This is a genomic window from Bradyrhizobium sp. USDA 4353 (assembly GCF_054063215.1).
Window position 1 is genome coordinate 5,098,696 of record NZ_JBSSGB010000001.1, and the last position, 20,125, is coordinate 5,118,820.

General features: G+C 66.2%; 17 protein-coding genes and 1 pseudogene. 3 read left to right on the forward strand and 15 right to left on the reverse strand.

What is annotated here, in order from left to right:
• Positions 1 to 5 precede the first annotated feature (5 nt).
• The 3 genes and pseudogenes from lexA to ACVILH_RS23000 form a co-directional block, all read right to left on the reverse strand.
• On the reverse strand, positions 6 to 704 hold the full coding sequence (gene lexA / locus ACVILH_RS22990) for a transcriptional repressor LexA (RefSeq protein ID WP_407160178.1): 699 nt from the start codon (positions 702 to 704) through the stop codon (positions 6 to 8).
• Between the two features lie 218 nt (positions 705 to 922).
• Complete coding sequence (locus ACVILH_RS22995) at positions 923 to 2,131, reverse strand: molybdopterin molybdotransferase MoeA (RefSeq protein WP_456714919.1); 1,209 nt, start codon at positions 2,129 to 2,131, stop codon at positions 923 to 925.
• Positions 2,132 to 2,312: 181 nt separating this feature from the next.
• Positions 2,313 to 3,266: pseudogene (locus ACVILH_RS23000) on the reverse strand (LysR family transcriptional regulator).
• Between the two features lie 84 nt (positions 3,267 to 3,350).
• On the opposite strand from ACVILH_RS23000, the gene ACVILH_RS23005 reads away from it, so the two are divergent.
• Both ACVILH_RS23005 and ACVILH_RS23010 read left to right on the forward strand, forming a co-directional pair.
• Positions 3,351 to 4,283 (forward strand): MBL fold metallo-hydrolase, encoded by a 933-nt coding sequence (locus ACVILH_RS23005; protein ID WP_456714920.1) that lies wholly within the window; start codon positions 3,351 to 3,353, stop codon positions 4,281 to 4,283.
• 12 nt (positions 4,284 to 4,295) lie between these two features.
• The gene (locus ACVILH_RS23010; protein WP_456714921.1) at positions 4,296 to 5,285 is read left to right on the forward strand and encodes an alpha/beta hydrolase; all 990 of its coding nucleotides are present in this window, start codon (positions 4,296 to 4,298) and stop codon (positions 5,283 to 5,285) included.
• Positions 5,286 to 5,357: 72 nt separating this feature from the next.
• Here the strand turns inward: ACVILH_RS23010 and ACVILH_RS23015 are convergent, their stop codons facing one another.
• The 7 genes from ACVILH_RS23015 to ACVILH_RS23045 all read right to left on the reverse strand — a co-directional run bounded on the left by ACVILH_RS23015 (position 5,358) and on the right by ACVILH_RS23045 (position 10,981).
• Positions 5,358 to 6,170, reverse strand: coding sequence for an alpha/beta fold hydrolase (locus ACVILH_RS23015; RefSeq protein ID WP_456714922.1), 813 nt, complete (start codon positions 6,168 to 6,170; stop codon positions 5,358 to 5,360).
• Positions 6,163 to 6,570, reverse strand: coding sequence for a TfoX/Sxy family protein (locus ACVILH_RS23020; protein WP_456714923.1), 408 nt, complete (start codon positions 6,568 to 6,570; stop codon positions 6,163 to 6,165). Before ACVILH_RS23020 ends, ACVILH_RS23015 begins: the two co-directional genes overlap by 8 nt.
• Positions 6,571 to 6,781: 211 nt before the next feature.
• Positions 6,782 to 7,441 carry a hypothetical protein gene (locus ACVILH_RS23025; protein ID WP_456717051.1) on the reverse strand — a complete coding sequence of 220 codons (660 nt, stop codon included), beginning with the start codon at positions 7,439 to 7,441 and terminating at the stop codon, positions 6,782 to 6,784.
• A gap of 172 nt (positions 7,442 to 7,613) precedes the next feature.
• The gene (locus tag ACVILH_RS23030; protein WP_456714924.1) at positions 7,614 to 8,048 is read right to left on the reverse strand and encodes a PIN domain-containing protein; all 435 of its coding nucleotides are present in this window, start codon (positions 8,046 to 8,048) and stop codon (positions 7,614 to 7,616) included.
• Between the two features lie 7 nt (positions 8,049 to 8,055).
• Complete coding sequence (locus ACVILH_RS23035) at positions 8,056 to 8,298, reverse strand: FitA-like ribbon-helix-helix domain-containing protein (RefSeq protein ID WP_456714925.1); 243 nt, start codon at positions 8,296 to 8,298, stop codon at positions 8,056 to 8,058.
• A gap of 871 nt (positions 8,299 to 9,169) precedes the next feature.
• Positions 9,170 to 9,799: an HAD family hydrolase gene (locus ACVILH_RS23040; RefSeq protein WP_456714926.1), complete on the reverse strand. Its 630-nt coding sequence runs from the start codon at positions 9,797 to 9,799 to the stop codon at positions 9,170 to 9,172.
• 45 nt (positions 9,800 to 9,844) lie between these two features.
• Positions 9,845 to 10,981 carry an alpha-hydroxy acid oxidase gene (locus tag ACVILH_RS23045; RefSeq protein ID WP_456714927.1) on the reverse strand — a complete coding sequence of 379 codons (1,137 nt, stop codon included), beginning with the start codon at positions 10,979 to 10,981 and terminating at the stop codon, positions 9,845 to 9,847.
• A 407-nt stretch (positions 10,982 to 11,388) separates the two neighbouring features.
• Here ACVILH_RS23045 and ACVILH_RS23050 point away from each other — a divergent pair, with 407 nt between their 5' ends.
• Positions 11,389 to 12,723: a S41 family peptidase gene (locus tag ACVILH_RS23050; protein WP_456714928.1), complete on the forward strand. Its 1,335-nt coding sequence runs from the start codon at positions 11,389 to 11,391 to the stop codon at positions 12,721 to 12,723.
• A 244-nt stretch (positions 12,724 to 12,967) separates the two neighbouring features.
• On the opposite strand, the gene ACVILH_RS23055 is transcribed toward ACVILH_RS23050, so the two are convergent.
• The 5 genes from ACVILH_RS23055 to ACVILH_RS23075 all read right to left on the reverse strand — a co-directional run bounded on the left by ACVILH_RS23055 (position 12,968) and on the right by ACVILH_RS23075 (position 20,101).
• On the reverse strand, positions 12,968 to 15,679 hold the full coding sequence (locus tag ACVILH_RS23055) for a bifunctional diguanylate cyclase/phosphodiesterase (RefSeq protein ID WP_456714929.1): 2,712 nt from the start codon (positions 15,677 to 15,679) through the stop codon (positions 12,968 to 12,970).
• 150 nt (positions 15,680 to 15,829) lie between these two features.
• Entirely contained in the window at positions 15,830 to 16,312 is a 483-nt protein-coding gene (gene moaC / locus ACVILH_RS23060; protein ID WP_456714930.1) for a cyclic pyranopterin monophosphate synthase MoaC, read from the reverse strand.
• Positions 16,313 to 16,318: 6 nt separating this feature from the next.
• Positions 16,319 to 17,137, reverse strand: a complete 819-nt coding sequence (gene trpC / locus ACVILH_RS23065) for an indole-3-glycerol phosphate synthase TrpC (RefSeq protein ID WP_456714931.1) — start codon at positions 17,135 to 17,137, stop codon at positions 16,319 to 16,321.
• Positions 17,138 to 17,152: 15 nt separating this feature from the next.
• Positions 17,153 to 18,166, reverse strand: coding sequence for an anthranilate phosphoribosyltransferase (gene trpD, locus ACVILH_RS23070; protein ID WP_456717052.1), 1,014 nt, complete (start codon positions 18,164 to 18,166; stop codon positions 17,153 to 17,155).
• 24 nt (positions 18,167 to 18,190) lie between these two features.
• Positions 18,191 to 20,101, reverse strand: coding sequence for a SurA N-terminal domain-containing protein (locus ACVILH_RS23075; protein WP_456714932.1), 1,911 nt, complete (start codon positions 20,099 to 20,101; stop codon positions 18,191 to 18,193).
• Positions 20,102 to 20,125: the final 24 nt, after the last annotated feature.

Below are 20,125 nucleotides of genomic sequence, written 5' to 3' on the forward strand. Positions count from 1 at the left end.
CGTGATCAGTACTTGCGATACAGCCCGACCAGCTTGCCCTGGATCTTCACCCGGTTGGGCGGCAGGATGCGCACCTCATAGGCGGTATTGGCCGGCTCCAGCGCGATCGATGCGCCGCGGCGGCGGAAGCGCTTCAGGGTCGCTTCCTCGTCGTCGATCAGCGCCACCACGATGTCGCCGGTATCGGCCGACTCGTTACGCTGGATCAGCGCCATGTCGCCGTCGAGGATGCCCGCATCAACCATCGAATCACCGCGCACCTCGAGCGCGTAGTGCTCGCCATTGCCGAGCATGTCGGCCGGCACGCTGATGGTGTGGCTGCGCGTCTGCAGCGCCTCGATCGGCGTACCCGCAGCGATCCGGCCCATCACCGGCACGGCCACGGGACGCTCGCCATCGTCCAGCGCCGGTGTCGAGGTGCGGACCTTGCCGAGATTGCCCTCGATCACCGACGGCGTGAAGCCGCGGCGGTTGCCGGCGGCCTGCGACAGCTCGGGCAGCTTGATCACCTCGATGGCGCGGGCACGGTTGGGCAGCCGGCGGATGAAGCCGCGCTCCTCCAAGGCGGTGATCAGGCGGTGAATGCCGGACTTCGAGCGCAGGTCGAGCGCGTCCTTCATCTCGTCGAAGGACGGCGGGACGCCGGCCTCCTTCAGCCGTTCGTTGATGAACCGCAGAAGTTCGTACTGTTTGCGCGTCAGCATCTCGACCTGGTCCCCGGTTTGATGTCGTCCGACTCGCGAGCTCCTCGATCCGAGCGCCTCAATCGGAGCTTCTCGATCTCTCGGCGGGCCGGACGAGCGTCTTCGCGTCGTTCCGCAACATACTAAAAACAAATCATGAACGGACACTATCTGTTCGATGTGTGTTCCGCAATCCTAAAAATATGGTGAACGGACCGGGCTTTGCCGGGGGAGGTTGCTTAGTTCGGCAGGCGCAGGATCTCGCAGGGGCTTCCCGCGGGGGCCTTCGGCGCAAAGGCTGGACGAATGACGAGCGCCTGCGAGAGCGCGAGATTCCCGAGCAGCGATGAATCCTGCTGCGTCACAGGAGTTGCGACCAGCGTGCCGTCGGCGCGCTCCTCGAGCTGCGCGCGCAGATAGTCCTCGCGCGAATCATTTGCGCTAAGCTCGCGGCCGAGCAGGGCGGTCTCGCGCGGCAACCGTGCCTCGCGGCCGAGCAGGCTGCGAATCAGCGGGACCAGAAACAGGATCGCGCAGACATAGGACGACACCGGATTGCCCGGCAGGCCGATCACGCGCATGCCGCCGAGCCGCCCGTGCATCATCGGCTTGCCCGGCCGCATCGCGATCTTCCAGAACGCCATCTCGACGCCTTCGGCCTCGAGCGCCTGCTTGACCAGGTCGTGGTCGCCGACCGAGGCGCCGCCGGTCGTGACCAGAATGTCGGCCTCGGCCTCGCGCGCCCGGCGGATGCCGGCGACCGTCGCCTCGAGCGTGTCGGCGGCGATGCCGAGATCGATCGGCGTCGCGCCCTCGCTGCGCATCAGCGCCCGCAGGCCATAGCCGTTGGAATAGACGATCTGGCCGGGGCCGGGCGCCGAGCCTGGCATCACCAGCTCGTCGCCAGTGGCGAGCAGCGCCACCTTGGGCCTGCGCCGCACCGGCAGCGCCGGATGATTCATGCTGGCCGCGAGCGACAGGTCGCGGTCGCTGAGCCGGCGGCCGGCCTTGAGCAGCACCATGCCTTGATGGAAGTCGACGCCGGCAGGGCGGATGTGCCGGCCCTTGATCGCGGGCTCGTTGATGACGACGTCGCCGGCTTCGGCGCACGTGTCCTCCTGGATCACGACCGCGTCGGCGCCCGCGGGCACGACGCCGCCGGTGAAGATGCGCGCCGCCTCGCCGGGACCGATCACGCGATCGAACGGCCGCCCGGCCGCGACCTCGCCGATCACCCTCAGCCGTGTCCCGCTCGTGGTCGCGTCCGCCGCGCGCAGCGCGTAGCCGTCCATCGCCGACATCGCCTCCGGCGGCTGCGTCCGCAGCGCCGCGAGGTCATACGCCAGCACCCGGTGGAACGCCTCGTCCAGCCCGACCTGCTCCGCGGCCAGCGGCTCGGCGCCGGCGAGCACCGCGGACAACGCATCGGACACCGGCATCAGGGCCATCAGAGTTCCTTTGGACGGAGACGGGCAAATCGACTGAATCGCCTTCTAACCGAACGCGCACAGCGCGGCCAAGGGCCTAAGCCGCTCTCGCGCTTCCGGATCGTCTGAGGCGCCTTGCTCCGGACGCCGCCTCACGATCCCGCGAGACGCTCCCATCAGTCCGATCCATTTCCAAGCCGTTCTATCCCACAGCCAGGCGACAGGCGGCGCGCTCGGTCGTGTGCAGGATGTCGGCCACCATGTTCCGCAGCCAGGCCGATGCAGCATCACGGTCCAGTTGCAGCGGCCATACCATCGAGACGGCAGGCAGCCGCAGCGTCAACGGTGCGGGGCAGAGCGCGAGCCCGAAGCGCGGACCGTAGAGTCGTGCCATCCGGGTCGGTATCGTCGTGATCACCGGCGCTGCGGCCACCGTCGCCAGCACGCTAAGGAAGTCCGAGGAGGCCGAGACCACGTTGAGCTCGGTACCGATCTCATCCAGCGCCGCTTCCAGGCAGCCCTGCAGGCTGTTGGTCAGCGTCACCAGCGCGTGCGGAAGCGACAGGTAGTCGGCGAGGCTGATCGGCGTCTTCATCGCGATACGCGCGGGGTTGTAGACGCAGCTCAGCGCCTACTCGAACAGGAGCTGGGATCTGTGCCGCTGCGCGACGGCCTCGAAGCAGCCGACGGCGACATCCAGGGCGCCCTCGTCGAGCAGACGATGCACCTCGTTGCGTTCCGTCGGCCGGCTCAAAAGCCTTACGCCCGGTGCCGAACGACGCAGCATCGCCGTAAGCTCGGGGATCAGCAGCAGCTCGACCTCGCTCGAGAATCCCAAGCGGATGGTGCGCTGCTCCGTCGCCGGATCGAACTCCGGCGCCGCGTGCAGCGCAGCCTGCATCTGCGCGAGCGCCGCCCGGACAGGTCCGGCGAGCACCGCGGCCTTCGGAGTCGGCTGCATGACGGTGCCGACGCGGACGAACAGCTCGTCCTGCAGCAGCACGCGAAGCGTCGACAGCGTGTGGCTCATCGCGGGCTGCCCGACCTTGAGGTGGGCAGCCGCCCGCGTCACGCTGCGCTCCTGCATCAGTGCGTCGAAGGCGACCAGCAGATTGAGATCGAAGGACCGGAGATCGAAGTGATCGATGGACTGCATGAGTTGGATCGATTTGAGCAATGTCTGACCTAATCGTAGATCTCGGTCCAGACAAGACCCATTGCTCCGATCGAGGCCGCAAGCATGCAGGACATCACGACCTATCGCGTCGGCGACGCGACCATCACCAAGATCTTCGAAATCGGTCTCGACGCCGTCGAAGGCGATTTCCTGTTTCCAGGCGTGGACCCCGCCAGCATCGCTGCAGAGCGCGGCCGGTTTGGGCCGGGATCGATCGATCCGCGCACGGGATCGTTGCGCCTCAGCATCCATAGCTGGCTCGTGCGCACGCCCGAGCGGGTGGTCCTGATCGACACGGCCACGGGCAACGACAAGGAACGGCCAGGTGCGGCAGTTCTACACCGCTTGAACGAACCGTTTCTCGACCGCTTGCGCGCCGCTGGCGTTGCCCCGGCGGATGTCGAGTTCGTCCTGATCACGCATTTGCATGCCGATCACGTGGGTTGGAACACTCAGCTGTCCGATGGCCGTTGGACGCCGGTGTTTCCGAACGCGCGCCACGTGTTCTCGAGCCGTGAGCGCGCCTATGTCGCGGCGCTCTCGGCCGGTGACGGCTCGGACGCCGCGATCAGGGACGCGGCGGGGCTCGGCCCCATGCGGCATCCGCCGCTGCCGGGGGTCTACGAAGACAGCGTGCGGCCAATCATCGAGGCCGGCCTCGCGCGCGAGATCGTGGTCGATGGCAGCGAAGTCGTGGATGGCTTCCGTTTTCTGCCAAGCCCCGGCCACAGCATCGATCACGCCTGCATCAGCTTCAGCTCGCGTGGCGAGCGCGCGCTGTTCTGGGGCGACGTGATGCATCATCCGCTGCAGGTCGCGCGTCCGGATTGGAATTCGGTCTATTGCGAGTTTCCCGAGGCGGCGCGGACCGCGCGCCGGTGGGCGATGAACCATGCTGCGGAGACCGACTCGCTGGTGTTCACCACTCACTTCGCCGAATCCTCGGCCGGGCGCGTCAGCCGCGACGGCGACGGGTTTGCCTGGTCCTTCGCCTGATCGGAGATGGCCATGACCGAGACCGCTCCGTCCTCCTCGCCCGTCATGTCCGAGCGCCGCCTGATCGAAGGACCGGCGCCCGATGTGAAGCTTCAGCTCATCAATAAGCGTCGGCGCGATCTGCAGCGTTTCTCTGCGGAGCGAACCCTCGTGATGATGCACGGCGCCACCTTTTCGTCGGCAAGCCTGTTCGACGTCGCGGTCGGAGGCGCCTCGTTCATGGATGTCCTGGCGCAGGCCGGCTACGACGTCTGGGCCGTCGACGCGCGCGGCTATGGCGGCTCCAGCCGGCCGCCGGAGATGTCGCGCGCCCCGGAGCAAGGACCTCCATTGGTCAACGCGCGGACCGCCTTGGACGATTTCTCCGCCGCGGTGGACTTCATCCGCGGGCACCGCGACATCCCGCGCGTCAACGTGCTCGGAATGTCCTGGGGCGCTACGATCGCGGGCGCGTTCGCGAGCGCGGCGGGCGCCAAGCTCGAGAAGCTCGTCCTGGTGACGCCGCTCTGGCTCTCCTCCGAGCCGTTGCGCATCGACGCCGGCGGCCCGCTCGCCGCTTACCGCATCGTCAGCCCGCGCGCATTCGAGGCGGCCTGGCGGGGCGCTGCTCCGCCGGAGGCGCGCGCCGGGCTCATTCCAGACGGCTGGTTCGACACCTGGGCAGAGGCGACGCTCGCGACCGATCCGGACTCGCCGCACCCCGGCGCGATCCGCGCGCCTTCGGGCGCCGTGCAGGATGTGCGCGAGCACTGGACCGCCGGACGGCCGATCTACGATCCCGGAACGATCGATTGCCCGGTTCTCGTGCTCGCGGCGGAATGGGATGCGGATGTCAGAATCGAGATGGCGCAGGATTTGTTCGTTCGTCTCGTCAGCGCGCCGTACAAGCGCCTGGTCGAGATCGGGCAGGGCACGCACATGATCCTGATGGAGCGGAATCGACGGCAGGCATTCGACGCGGTGATCGAATTTCTGAACGAGCGCGTTGTGCCGGCGAGTTGATCGACGCGCGGACCATCTGCAACCGTCAGACGGCTCGCGTGCCGTTCGTCCGTGCCGACGCGCCAGGCAAACTCACGATCCCCCGAGAAATGCCGTCAGCAGATCTGTGACCTCCGCTGGCCGCTCCAGGCTGGGCAGATGCGCGACGCCGCTCATCGCGTGGCCCGACGCGTTCGGCATGGTCGCCGCCAGCGCGCGGCTCCGCTCCTGGATGTGAGGAAAATCGAGATCGCCCCATATCACCAGGGACGGCACACCGATTTCCGAACGCCGAGGGAAGGCCGCTGCCGTATCGAGGTTGGCGCCGACCGGCGGAGCGCGCAACGCGGCTGCGTTCTTCTGCAGAAACATCGTCCGAAGCGGGCCCGAGATGCGTCCTGCGCGCTGCAACGGACCGTCGAGCCATAGCTGCGCCTTGAGAGCGCTCACGCTGTCCCAATCGCATGCCTGCTCGGCGGCCGCGACCTCGCGCAGCAGCGCTGCGATCGGGGGCGGGTAGATAGGCTCCGGCGCGCCGCTGATCGAGGGTGCGATCAGCACCAGTGCCCGCACCCGTGACGGATGCGCCAATGCGAAATCCAGCGCGATGCGGCCGCCTTGCGAGCAGGCGACCAGCGTTGCCGGCCGGCCGGGCGCGAGCGCCTCGAGCACCGCCAGCAGATCGGCGATCGGCGAGTGATCCTCCGGCTCCGCCTGCGTCTCACCGAAGCCACGCCGGTCGTAGGCAATCGCCATGTGCGTCGCCGCGGCGCCATCGATCTGCGCCCGCCACATCGTGCGGTCGAACACTGCGGCGTGCAGGAAGATCACAGGCTCACCCCGGCCCTTGACCTCGGTCGCGAGATCAGCGCGGCCTGAGATGATCCGATGCATGGCGTCAGTCATGCTGTTTCCCTAGTCGATTCCTTGGTCGCTTTCTTGTCCGAGCCACCGGTGAAATTCTGTTTCTCTTCGTCGCCACGCGCTGGGCTGCGGCCAGCGCCAGGCGTGCCCAACCGACGAATTCCTCGGGATCGTCGAACAGCCGGTCCGGCGCGCGCCAGAACGCCAGGTCGATCGATACGCCTTGTTTGACGTAGCTCAGCGGAGGATGGGACTGCGCCTCGGCGAACGTCGACCGATTGTCGTCATCGACCCGAAAGTAGAGCGTGTTGTCGGCGACCATGCCCAGCATCGCGCCATCGATGAAGACGCCCGTCTTGCCGAACATCCGCCGCGTGGCAATCGGGCCCAGCGGAGCGAGCTGCTCGCGCAGGAAATCGATGTAGTCGGGCGTGGCGACCATGGTGAAGGCCTGAGAGCCATGAGAGGCGGACCGCCGAGGTCGCCGGCACGAGCCTAGTACAATCGCCGGAACGTGCCAATCGGAGCGATCGGATGATCGTTCGCAGCAGCAGAAAATTCGCGGTCCGCGGCGCGCGAGGAAGGACGAGGTCGACCGGAAGCCAGCGCTGCTCACGGCTCGTAGCGCCGATCGGCGCGGGCCTGGCAACGCCTCAGACCGGATGGCGAATCCAGACGTTGGGCTCGACATACGCTGCATGGTCATGCTCGGTCGACACGAGCACGGGCACCAGCGCGCCGGGAATCTCGATCTCGCCCGACCGATCGAACGGCACGCTTGTCCATTGCGACCACTCCGCGAGCGTGCCGACAATGGTCATCGAGCACGGCGCAATCTTGACGATCTCGCCGCCGATGCCGAGATGGGTGCGCAGCCAGGAATCCGCGAGCTGGCCGTCGGCGCGCCGCTGTTCGAGATAGGCGCGCATCGGCATGCGCGGCACCAGATGCTTCTGGTTCGGCCGCACCGGCGCGTACAGCTCGGCAAAACCCTTTGCACGCGCGCAGCCCTTCAGCGCATCGAGCATCGCGCGCGAGGAGCCGGACACACGCGCCTTCGGCAGCAGCGCGATCTCCAGCGCGCTCATCGTCGTTGGCCGTCGGCCCAGCATGCGGTCCTCATGACCCCAGCGGATCACCTCGTCCCAGCCCGCATCCGGCAGCGTCGTGCGGTCGTCGACGCCGAATGCAAAGGGAACGGCGAAGGCGCGCCCTACCACCTCGTCGCCATCGAGCGCTGCGAAGGCGCAGTCCGCGAAGTGCCCGAATGCAGCTTCGCCGTAGTACAACATCGCCGTACGGTCCTGCCGCATGAACTCCGGCCAGAGGCCTTCGAGCTCGGGCGCGAATACGCGCGGGATCAGGTCCGGCCGGTCGCGCAGGGAGATAATATCGATTTTCATTTGGTCTCCGTCGAGCGCGCCCGGCCAGACCCGTGCCGGTGGTCGATGGGCGCTAGACTAACGTTCAGCATCCGGGCAAACGTCAGCCGTTCGGTGCTGAACTCTGCCACGGATCGATAATGCGGATGCGGCATCCATCGAAATCAGCAACGTTTCGCGTGGCCAGGGCAGCACCTGCGACCTGTGCGATCGCCGCAATCTGGCAATCAGCCTCCATGATGGGTCGACCGACGACGCGACGGCTTGCAGCAATCGCCGCGTAGGCCTTTGCCGCGGAACTGTCGAACGGCAAGATTCGGCCGGCGAAGTCCTCATCAACCATGGCATCGATCGTTGCCATCAGAGCCTCGCGACGCTTGCCGCTCGGCATAATGGCCACTCCGACCCGCAGCTCGGCCTCGCTTACCGCGGTCAAATAAAGGTCGCTCGCATGTTCAGCGGCGAACCAATCCAGCACCGCCGAGGCCGGCACAGGCCTCATCAGCTCGGAGATGACGTTGGTGTCGATGATGATCAAGGCTTTCTCACGCAAGGCGAGGCGGCTCGCGCATCGGTTTGCGCTCTGGAAGGTCGAGCTCAACACCGCCCAGCGCAGCAAAACGAGCGTGAATCCGCTGGCCGAGGTTTTTTGCCGGGGCGGTGTCACCGACCGCCTGCCGCAGTATCTCGCGGGCCTCGTCCTCGAGCGATCGGCCGTGCCGAGCTGCACGAAGCTCGAGGTTGCTCCTCAGCCTGTCGTTCACATTGCCGATTGTAATGCTCGCCATGACTGCCTCTGATGCTCAAATCGAAGACTAAGCGCTGATTGCAGGGCAATCAAGCCGCTGGCGCTCGGCTTCGGTGCTCTCGGAGGTCGGCTCGGCATCGCGTTTGGGATGGTCAGAGTGCCAATTCTGAGCAAAGAAAGTGCTTCTAAATTTCCGAATAGTCTGCTATGCTGATTTGATCCCGTGCTCGACAGGAGGGGCGCTTCGCGATCGTCACGGACGTGGAGTGCGGGATGCGGTGGCCGCAGGCTTGTCGCAGCATGCCTTGATGGTGTGCGGACGAACGGCAGCTTGCGGACGCGAAGTCGCGTGGTCCTGGCATCCCGACGCCGATGCCAAGCCGGCGGGTGATGATTCCGACGGCGACGGTGGCCAACAAGCCGGGCACCGGGGAGATCGCGTATAAGCGTGAAGACCATCGCGCAGGGAATGCCGGATGTCGGCTGGACCTGTGGTGACTGCCGCCTGCTTTTCTTGTTGCAGGCGGGCCATGGGTTGCGGCCAGCAGCCCGGCATTCCCTGCGCCCTCCGTTCGGAGGAGGGCGAAAGAGACAGCATCACTCGGGCATGTCATGCCGCGAGAACGAGTTTGCATGATTGAAGGTCAGGGAGCGTGGGCCTTCGCGATCAGTTCACACGCGTGTCATGCGTACTCCGCCGTCGCGCCGCCCTCCGCTGTCGTCCCTGCGAACGCAGGGACCCATACCCCCAGGGAGCAGTTGTTTTGCGCGATGCCCCACCAGTCCTGCTTCATCGCCATCTATGGTGGTTATGGGTGCCTGCGTTCGCAGGGACGACAGTGGTGTCTTTGGTGACGTCACGGGCAGCTCCGACAACTATAGCAGTTGTTCGACTTGTCCCGGCGAACGCATCAGAGCCCCAGCGCGGCCATCGCCTCCGCCACATCGTCCGTCGAGCTCACCAGCACCGCTTTCAATCCGCTGGCCCGCGCGCCCTCGACGTTCTCCGCGAGGTCGTCGAAGAACACGATCCGCTCCGCCGGCACGCCGATCGCCTGCACCACGTGCTCATACGCCTCGACATCCGGTTTGCGCAGGCCGATCGACGAGGACAGGAAGATCTCGCGGAAGTGACCGAGCAGGTCGGCATAGACAGGCGAGAAGTGATCGATATGCGGCTGGTTGGTGTTGGAGAACGCATAGAGCGGCAGCCGCGACGCCGCGCGCGCGAGCAGGGGGGCGATGCCGGGCATCGGGCCGACGAAGATCGCGTTCCAGCCGTCGAGAAACTGCGCGTCGCTGATGTCGATGCCGAGCTGGCTGCGCAGATTCGCGAAGAACGCGGCGTCGGAGACGGTGCCGCGCTCATGACCTTGGTAGACCTCGTCGCGCACGAAGCGGGCCGCGAGATCCTGCGGCGCGCACCCCGCATGCCCCGCCCAGCGCGAGACCACCTGGCCGAAATCGATGTCGATGACGACGCGGCCGAGATCGAACAGCAGCGCATCGGCCGCGCCGGGGCGGAGATCGGAGGGAAGCATCGCGACGCGCGTCTTTGCCAAAGTGGAAGCCGAACCAATGTTCCCTCAATAGCGGTATGGCTCGATATCGACCAGCGGAAACGCGCTCATCACGCTCGGCAGGTTGGTCGCGGATGCCGGGTGCAGATAGGAGCCGTTCAACTCGCCGAACGAGGTGACGCCGAGCAGGCCGAGGGCGCGGATGACCTCGTCCTCCAGCAGCTCCAGCATGCGCAGGATGCCGTCCTCGCCGGCGGCGGCGAGCGCCCAGCATTGCAGCCGGCCGAAGCCGACGAGGTCGGCGCCGGAGGCGATCGCCTTGACGATGTCGGTGCCGCGCGAGATGCTGCCGTCGACCATGATCTTGGCGCGGCCCCTCACGGCCGCGACGACCTCCGGCAGCACATGCATCGCGCCCCGGCCATGATCGAGCTGGCGGCCGCCATGGTTGGAGACGTAGATCCAGTCGACGCCGTGATCGACAGCGATCTCGGCGTCCTCGGCGGTCGCGATGCCCTTGATGATCAGCGGCAGCTTGAACGTGCTCTTGATCAACTTCACCGTGTGCCAGCTCAGCGCCTTCTGGTAGTCGCCGCCGGTGGCGCGCAGCCGACTTTCGCGCACGTAACGCTTGGCGATGTCGCGCTCGCGCCGGCTGTAATGGGCGGTGTCGACGGTGAGGCAGAACGCGGAGTAGCTGTTTGCGACGGCGCGGCTCACATAGTCCTCGACGAAGGCGTCGTCGCCGCGGACATAGAGCTGGAAGATGCGCAACGCGTCGGGAGCCGCCTCCGCCGTCTTTTCCAGGCCCGGCTCCGACACCGAGCTCAGCATATGCGCGGCTCCGAATCGACCGGCGCCGCGCGCGACGCTTGCCGCCCCCGCCGGATCGAAGACTTCGAGCGCGCCGACCGGGGCCAGCACCACCGGCAGGCGCAGCCTGCGCCCGAAGTTCTCGACCGAGGCGTCGACCTTGGAGACATCGCGCAGCACGCGGGGACGGAACGCGATCTCGTCGAGCGCCATTCGGTTCCGGCGCAAAGTGGTCTCGGTCTCGGCGCCGCCGATGATGTAGTCCCAGGCATTCTGGTTGAGCTGGGCGCGCGCCTTGCGGATGAATTCGTGCAGATTCTGGAACTTCTCATCGCTGGCGCCGAGCTCGACGTTCCGCCACGCGGGCTCGATCGGGGTCTGTTGATTCATGCCTGCCTCCCAGCATCGATCATTATCATTTGTTATCCAACATCGCCCATCCGGGCACCCCTGTGCAAGCCGTCCGAACTGCCGTCGCCCACACAGCATCCATGCGCGGCGAACATTGATTCGAGGCATGGGCGCCGTTCATTCAGTTGTGATCACCGGGTGACCGTGAAACCCCGGATAATGCAATCAGGCGGCGATGATCTTGAATTCGGCTCGCCAGCGGCCATTTCCGGTGCAGGCCCATGGACGTGGCATGGTAGACTGCCACGGCGCGGCGGAGCTTCGGCCTTTTCTTCGGCCTTGAAGAAACCGGAAATGTGGTGTGAGTTCATGGTCCAATCACGCCGCTGACGCGTTCGAAAACGTGTGATCGGACGGCCATCAAACCAAGCTCGGGAAGCAAAACAATGCGGAAAAACTGGCTGTTCTTGGCGGGCACGATGACCGGCGTCTGTCTGACCCTGATGGTTTCGGGGCCGGAGGGCGCGCAGCTCATCGCCAGGGCCAAGGCAGCGGCCGGCATGGCCGACACCTACACGCAGCTCAATCTGTTCGGCGCGGTGTTCGAGCGCGTTCGCGCCGACTACGTCGAGAAGCCGAACGATCCCGCGCTGATCGAAGGCGCGATCAACGGCATGGTGTCCTCGCTCGATCCGCACTCGCGCTACATGAACGACAAGTCCTGGCGCGACATGCAGGAGACGACCTCCGGCGAGTTCGGCGGCCTCGGCATCGAGGTCACGATGGAGGACGGTCTGGTCAAGGTCGTCGCCCCGATCGACGATACGCCGGCCTCGAAGGCCGGCATCCTCTCCGGCGATCTCATCGCCAAGATCGATGGCGACGCGGTGCAGGGCCTGACGCTCGAGCAGGCGGTGGCCAAGATGAAGGGCGGGGTCAACACCAAGACCAAGCTGACGATCATCCGCAAGGGCAAGGATGCTCCGCTCGACGTGACGCTCAATCGCGAGATCATCCGCGTGCGTCCGGTGCGCTATCACACCGAGGGCGGCGACATCGGCTACATCCGCATCACCTCCTTCAACGAGCAGACCACCGAGAGCCTGCGCAAGGCGATCGCCAGCATCTCCAAGGACATTCCGCAGGAGAAGCTCGCGGGCTACGTCGTCGATCTGCGCAACAATCCGGGCGGCCTGCTCGATCAGGCGGTGTCGGTCTCCAGCACCTTCTTGTCGCGGGGCGAGGTGGTGTCGACCCGTGGCCGCAATCCCGAGGAGACGCAGCGCTTCACGGCGCGTGGCGGCGATCTCATCAAGGGCAAGCCGCTCGTCGTGCTGATCAATGGTGGCTCGGCCTCGGCGTCCGAGATCGTGGCGGGCGCGCTGCATGACCACAAGCGCGCGACCTTGATCGGCACGCGCTCGTTCGGCAAGGGCTCAGTGCAGACCATCATTCCGCTCGGCGCCGGCAATGGCGCGCTGGCCCTGACCACCGCGCGCTACTACACGCCGTCGGGCCGCTCGATCCAGGCGCAAGGCATCGCGCCTGACATCGAGGTCAAGCAGGACGTGCCTGACGATCTGAAGGACCGCACCGACATCAAGGGCGAGGCCTCGATGCGCGGCCATCTCTCGGCGGCCGACGGCACCGAGCAGACCGGCTCGCAGTCCTACGTGCCGCCGGACGAGAAGGACGACAAGGCGCTGCACGCCGCGTTCAACGTGCTGCGCGGCGTCACCGTCAATGCCGATGTCCGCGCCAAGGCGGCGGTGCCGAACTGAGTTGTTAGGGGCGAGGAGCTGGTTGCGCCTTGCCGACGCTCACACCCGACGGGGCGGCTTTGCAGCCGTCCCGTCGTGGTTTTCGACCAGCGTGTACAGGCGGACACGGAGTATGTCCGTCTGTGTCCGGTAGATCATGCTGACAGACGCGGGTTCAAGCGGGCGAATGGTAGCATCGGACGACAGAGTTTGAATTTGGCTGACGGAAACGGCTCAAATTGTAGCGGTATTTATCGATCAGCCCTCAGGCCGCGTCGGAACGCGTGCGTCGCTTGGACGAGCCGCCGGCGCGGTGGCTGGCGAACAGGCTTCGCACCTCGGCCGCGGGCTTCGGAGGGCTGAACAGATAGCCCTGCATCTCCGAGCAGCCGAGCCGCTTCAGCACCTGGCGCTGCGCCTCGGTCTCGACGCCCTCGGCTGTAGTCGACATGTTGCGGATCGCGGCGATGTTGACCACCGCCTGCACGATGCTCGCGGATCCCTCGGATTCCGAGATGTCCTTGACGAAGCAGCGGTCGATCTTGATCTTGTCGAACGGAATCCGCTGCAGATAGCTGAGGCTGGAATAGCCGGTGCCGAAATCATCGAGCGCGATGCGCACGCCGAGCGCGCGCAGCTCGTGCAAGGTGTCCAGCGCGTCATCGTCGCGGATCAGTACGGCCTCGGTGATCTCGAGCTCCAGCCGGCGCGGCGACAGGCCGGAGGCGGCGAGCGCGTTGGCGACCTTGAGCGCCAAGGTGCCGCTCTTGAACTGCACCGGCGACACGTTGACCGCGAGCCGGATGTCGTCCGGCCAGGTCGCAGCCTCCGTGCAGGCGACGTGGAGGACGCGCTCGCCGAGCTGGTTGATGAGACCGGTCTCCTCGGCGATCGGGATGAATTCCGCCGGCGAGACATTGCCGCGCGTCGGATGCCTCCAGCGCACCAAGGCCTCGCAGCCGACGATGCGATCGTCCTGCAGGCTCAGGCAGGGCTGGTAGTAGACCTCGAGCTGATCGTCGGCGATCGCCTGGCGCAGGTCGACCTCGAGCTGATGGCGGGCCTTGACCTGGGCGTCCATCTCCGGCTCGAAGAAGCGCCAGGTGCGGCGTCCCGCCGCCTTCGCGGCGTACATCGCGAGGTCGGCATTCTTCATGATCTGATCGAGATCGGTGCCGTGCTGCGGAATCAGCGCCACGCCGATCGAGGCGTCCGCGGTCAGCTGGTGGCCGAGGCAATCGCGGGGCGCGCGGATCGCGGCGAGCATGTCGTCGACCAGGCAGCTGACGTCTTCGCGGCTCTTGATCGTGGTCTGCACGACGGCGAACTCATCGCCGCCCAGCCGCGCCACGAAGCCGGCGGTTCCGACGCACGTCTGCAGGCTGGTGGCGACGGACTTCAACAGCTCGTCGCCGATCAGATGGCCGAGCGAGTCGTTGACGCCCTTGAACTCGTCGATGTCGATATAGTGCAGCGCCATCTGCCGGCCATCGGCGACAGCAGCCATTTCCGTCTTCAGGCGCTCGTGGAACAGGGTGCGGTTCGGCAGCTCGGTGAGCGCATCGTAATGCGCCAGATGAGTGATCTGCTGCTCCGCGCGCCTGCGCTCGGTGATGTCCTCATGGGTGGCGAGCCAGCCGCCGCCGACGATCGGCTCGTTGACGATCTGGATCGAGCGACCGTCGGGCGTCTCGATGATCTGCGACTTCTTGCGGCCGATGTCGCGCAGCACGGCATTGGCGTATTCACTGTCATCGCCTGCGAGCGACCCGCTGGCCTTGCGGTGGGCGATCAGCTCGCGGAACGTGCAGCCCGGCTTCACGACATCGGCGGAGAGGCCGTACATGTCGATATAGCGCTGATTGCTGATGACGAGGTGCTCGGATGCGTCGAACAGCAACAGCCCCTGGGTCATGTTGTTGACGGCCTTGTCGAGCCGTTCCTTCTCCAGGGTCAGGCGCTTGCTGGACGCCTCGTGATCGCGGATCAGCCGGCGTACGACCACCGTCAGCATGCCCGCGATCAGCAGCACGGAGGTCACGCCGACGGCGATCAGAAAGCGCATCTGCTCGCGCCAATCGGTCAGCGCGGCCGCGACGGTCGTCGTCGCGGTGACGATCAACGGGTAGCTCGTGAGCCGGTGCGAGGCGCCCACGCGCTGCTCGCCGTCGACCGGGCTGCTGAAGATGCCGGTGGTGTTGCCGTCACCGGCCAGGATCTGGCGGAAGATTGGCGCGTCCCGGTAGTTCCGGTGCAGCATGCCATCGTGGTGAGGATGGCGGGCCAGCAACGTCCCGTCGCGATGCATCATGGAGATCGCAGCCTCGGGGCCGAGCGCAACCGAAGCGAAGAAACGTTCGATGTTGATGGGTTCGAGACTGCGGCTGATGACGCCGAGGAACTGGCCGTTGGGACTTGTGACCTTCAGGGCGAACACCGCGACAAAGGTGCCGCTGACCCGGCCGAACACCGGTTCGATCAGCAATTGAGGCGCGGTAGGATCGGACTTCAACCGCTGGAAGAAGGAACGGTCGGCGATGTTGATCGGCGGCACCGGCCAGGATGCGGCGGAGTTGATCAGGTTGCCGTCGGAGTCGAAGATGTTCAGGCCGCCGAGATAAGAGGTCGCGCTCAGCTTACCGTTCAGCATGGCGTTGATGGCGGCGGTCCCCATCTGCTCCTTGAAGCGGGCGCTGGTGTCGATGCGGTTCTGCCGGACGTAGTTGGCGAGATCACGCTGGATGGCGCCGAGGTCCTCCATCTGCTGGTCAAAATGGCGCGCGAGGAGCAGCACCGTGTTCTCCAGCTCGCGGGTCGCGCTGTCGAGCGCGCGCTGCCGGAAACTGTCGGCCATGATGGTGGCGCCGATCGCGATCGCGGCAATCAGCACGAGGCCTCCGCCGACCAGCCAGCCGATCGGGCCACTGCGGTCGGTCGGGGCTTTGAGGACATCCGGGGGACTGGTGTTGGTCGTCATCGGTCCTGAATACGCTTGCGATAGGCGCTTCGGGATGGCCGTTACGACGTCCCTCCCACAACCATGGCTACATGTCGGCGATGGAAGTGAGGTTAGGAAGTTGAGTTAGCGAACGATTAATTTGAAGTTGTATTTAGCTTGATAATACCCTCAGGCGCGATAATGGCCGGACTTGCCGCCGATCTTCTCGGTCAGATGGATGCCTTCGATCCGCACGCCGCGCTCGGCCGCCTTGATCATGTCGTAGATGGTCAGGCAGGCGACGGAGACGGCCGTGAGCGCCTCCATCTCGACGCCAGTCGGTCCCGTGACCTTGACGGTGGCGCTGACGATGCAGCCGGGCAGGGCGGCATCCGGCGTGATGTCGACGGTCACCTTGGACAGCGCCAGCGGATGGCACAGCGGAATGAGCTCCGAGGTCCGCTTCGCGGCCATGATGCCGGCGATCCGCGCTGTGCCCAGCACGTCGCCTTTCTTGGCGTTGCCGGAGACGATCAGCTCCAGCGTGGCCGGGCTCATCACGACCCGCCCCTCTGCCGTCGCGGTCCGTTCCGTCGCTGCCTTGTCGGAGACGTCGACCATGCGGGCTTCGCCGCGCGCGTCGATGTGGGTGAGGGACGGCTTGTCGCTCATGACTGGCTACTCGGCCGCGCTGGCAGAGGCAGAATCGTGGGCGAGCAGGGCGCGTGTCGCCGCGGTCACGTCGGCCTGCCGCATCAGGCTTTCGCCGACCAGGAACGTCTGGATGTCGACGCGCGCCAGACGCGCCAGATCCGCGGATGTGAAGATGCCGCTTTCGCCGACCAGCAGGCGGTCCTTCGGCACCAGCGGCGCCAGAGTTTCGGACGTGGCGAGAGTGGTCTCGAAGGTGCGCAGGTTGCGGTTGTTGATGCCGATCATCGGCGAGCGCAGCTTCAGCGCGCGATCGAGCTCGGTGCGATCGTGGATCTCGATCAGCACGTCCATGCCCTGGGCGAGCGCGGCCGCCTCGATATCGGCAGCGGCGGCATCATCGAGCGCCGCCATGATGATCAGGATGCAGTCGGCGCCATGCGCGCGCGCCTCGACCACCTGATAGGTGTCGAACATGAAGTCCTTGCGCAGCACGGGCAGGGCGGTCGCCGCGCGCGCCGCGACCATGAAGTCGAGATGGCCCTGGAACGACGGCGTGTCGGTCAGCACCGACAGGCAGGCCGCGCCGCCGGCCTCGTAGGCCTTGGCGAGAACCGGCGGATCGAAATCGGCGCGGATCAGGCCCTTGGACGGCGAGGCCTTCTTGATCTCGGCGATCAGCGCATAGTCGCCGTTCGCATGCTTGGCCCGGATGGCGTTGACGAAGCCGCGCGGCGGCGAGGCCGCGCGCGCACGCGCCTCGAGCTCCGGCAGCGGGCACGTCCGCTTGGCGGCCGCGATCTCCTCGCGCTTATAGGCTTCGATCTTGGCCAGGATGTCGGACATGGCGCCCTCCACGGATCAGCTGTTCGAGATGGCGACCAGCTGCTTGAGCCGTGCGGCAGCCGCGCCGCTGTCGAGCGAGTCCTTGCCGATCGCGACGCCCTCTTGAAGCGTCTTGGCGCGGCCCGCAACAACCAATGCCGCAGCCGCATTCAACACCGCGACATCGCGATAGGGGCTCGGCAGACCGTCCAGCACGCTCTGCAGCGCCACCGCATTGGCCGCGGCGTCTCCGCCCTTCAGCCCGTCGCTGCCGCACAGGCCCAGCCCGGCTTGCTCCGGCGAGATCTCGAAGGTGCGGATGTGGCCATTCTCCAATGCGGCGACGAAGGTCGGGCCGGTCAAGGTGATTTCGTCCAGCCCGTCGGAGCCATGGACGACCCAGGCCGCTTCCGAGCCGAGATTCTTCAGCACCTGGGCCAATGGCTCGACCCATTGCCTAGAGAACACGCCGACCATCTGGCGCTTGACGCCGGCGGGGTTCGACAGCGGTCCAAGCAGGTTGAAGATCGTGCGGGTCGCGAGTTCGACGCGGGTCGGACCGACGTTCTTCATCGCCGGATGATGCGCGGGGGCGAACATGAAGCCGATGCCGGCCTCGCGCACGCAACGTCCGACCTGGTCGGGCTTGAGATCGATCTTGACGCCGAGTGCGGCGAGCACGTCGGCGGCGCCGGAGCGCGACGACAGCGCGCGGTTGCCGTGCTTGGCGACCGGCACGCCGGCGCCGGCCACGATGAACGAGGCGCAGGTCGAGACATTGACCGAGCCGGAGCCGTCACCACCGGTGCCGACGATATCGACCGCGCTGGCCGGCGCGTCGACACGCAGCATCTTGGCACGCATCACGCTGACGGCGCCGGTGATCTCCTCCACCGTCTCGCCGCGCACGCGAAGCGCCATCAGCAGCGCGCCCATCTGCGACGGCGTCGCCTCACCGGACATCATTCGGTCGAAGGCGGACGCAGCCTCCTCGCGGGACAGAGGCGCACCTGTGGCCACCTTGCCAATGATCGACTTGAGATCGTCCAGCACGCGCTTACCCCCGGCGAGCGATTATTGGTTGCTGCCGCCGCCGACCACCTGGGCCACGGCTGCCTCGTTGATCGTGGTCCCGATGTCCTTTTCGAGCTTCAGGACATACGACGTGCCCTGCTCGTCGGCCAGAGCGCGTTGCAGCTGATCCTTCAGCTTCTTGACGTCCTCGGAGGCGAGGTCGACCTTGGGATCGACGATGTCGGTGACACGGAAGACGATCCACTGCTTTCCGCCGTCAGCCTCGGTCTGGCCGACGCCATCCTTCGCCGTGCGGAAGGCTGCTGCGATGGCTCCGGTCGGGACGCCCGGCAGGCTCGCATCACGCTTGAACGCGGTCGCATTCTCCAGCTTCACGCCGAGCGTAGTCGCCTCGTCCGCGAGCTTGCCGCCGTCGTTGAGCTTCTTGACCAGCTCGGTGGCCTTGGCGCGCAGCTTGGCTGCGACCTCGTCGTCGCGCCATTTGGCTGCGACCTGGTCCTTGACCTCGTCCAGGGCGCGATCGCGCGGCGGAGTGATGCCGAGCACTTCGAACCAGACATAGCCGCCGCGGAACGAGATCGGCTCGTTGTCGACGCCGACATCGCTGTTGAAGGCCTGGGAGACGACGTCGAGGCCGAGCGGAATGTTCGGAACGGGCTGACCGTTGGGCTGCTTGCCGGAGCGGTCCACGGCTTCGACCGTCACGGCATTCAGGCCGAGCTTCTTGGCGGCTTCGGCGACGCTCGCGCCACCACCGCGCTCGTCTTCCATCTTGTCGCGGAGATTGGCGACCTGCGACTTGGCGCGGTCGGCGGCGATCTCCTTCTTGATGTCGGCAGCGACGCTCTCATAGGCCGGCTCCTGGCCGGGCTGGATCGCGCTCACCTTCACCAGCGCCACGTTGAACGCGCCCTTGACCGGCTGGCTGACCTCGCCGGTCGGCAGCGAGAAGGCGGTATCGGCGACCGCGGGATCGAGGATCGCCGACTTCGTCACCAGTCCGAGATCGAGGTCGGACGGGTTCAGGTTGCGCTCCTTGGCAAGCTCGTCGAACGTGACCTCACCCGCGGCAATCCGCGCCCGTGCCGCCTGCGCCTCTTCCATGTTGGGGAAGGTCATCTGCTGGACCTGACGCTTCTCCGGCGTGCCCATCAAGCCCTTGCGCTGGTCGAACAGCTTCCGGGCATCCTCGTCCGACACCTCGGTCGACTTGCCGATCTCCTCGGGGGTCACCACGACGAACGAGATCTTGCGATATTCCGGCGCCTTGAACTGAGCCTTGTGCTCGTCGAAGTACGATGCGAGGACCTCCGGAGAGGGCGCCTCGATGGTGCCGGCCTGCGCTGCATCGAGCTTGATGTAGTCGATCGAGCGCTGCTCGTTCTGAAAGCGGCTGAGCGCGTCGAGCATGAGGGTGGACGGCTCGAGCCCGGCCGCGATCGTGCCGGTGATCTGCCGCCGCAGCGACTGCCGGCGCTGGTCAGCCAGATAGCGCTGCTCGGTGAAGCCGAAATTGCGGATGATGGCCTGGAAGCGCTGCGGGTCGAAGGCCCCGTTCGGACCCTTGAAGTTGGGATCGCTGAGGATCACCCGCATCGTCTCCGCATCGGATTGGCCGAGACCGAGTCGGCGGGCCTGCTCGTCGAGCGCAGCTTCCGCAACGGTCTGCTGCAGCACCGAGCGATCGAGCCCGAACATGCGGGCCTGCTCCTGGGTCAGCGGCCGGCCGATCTGGCGGCCGATCTGCTGCAGGCGGTCGGTATAGATCTGCCGGAACTCGTTGATCGAGATCTCGGTGCGTCCCACGGTTGCAGCCGTCGATTGCCCGAAGCCGCGGAAGATGTCGGCGATGCCCCAGATGCCGAAGCTGACGATCAAAACGCCCATGACCACCGCCATGATGGTCTTGCCGAGCCAGTTTGATGAGGCCTTGCGTAATCCTCGAAGCATGGGTCCAATCTGTCTGCAGGAAAA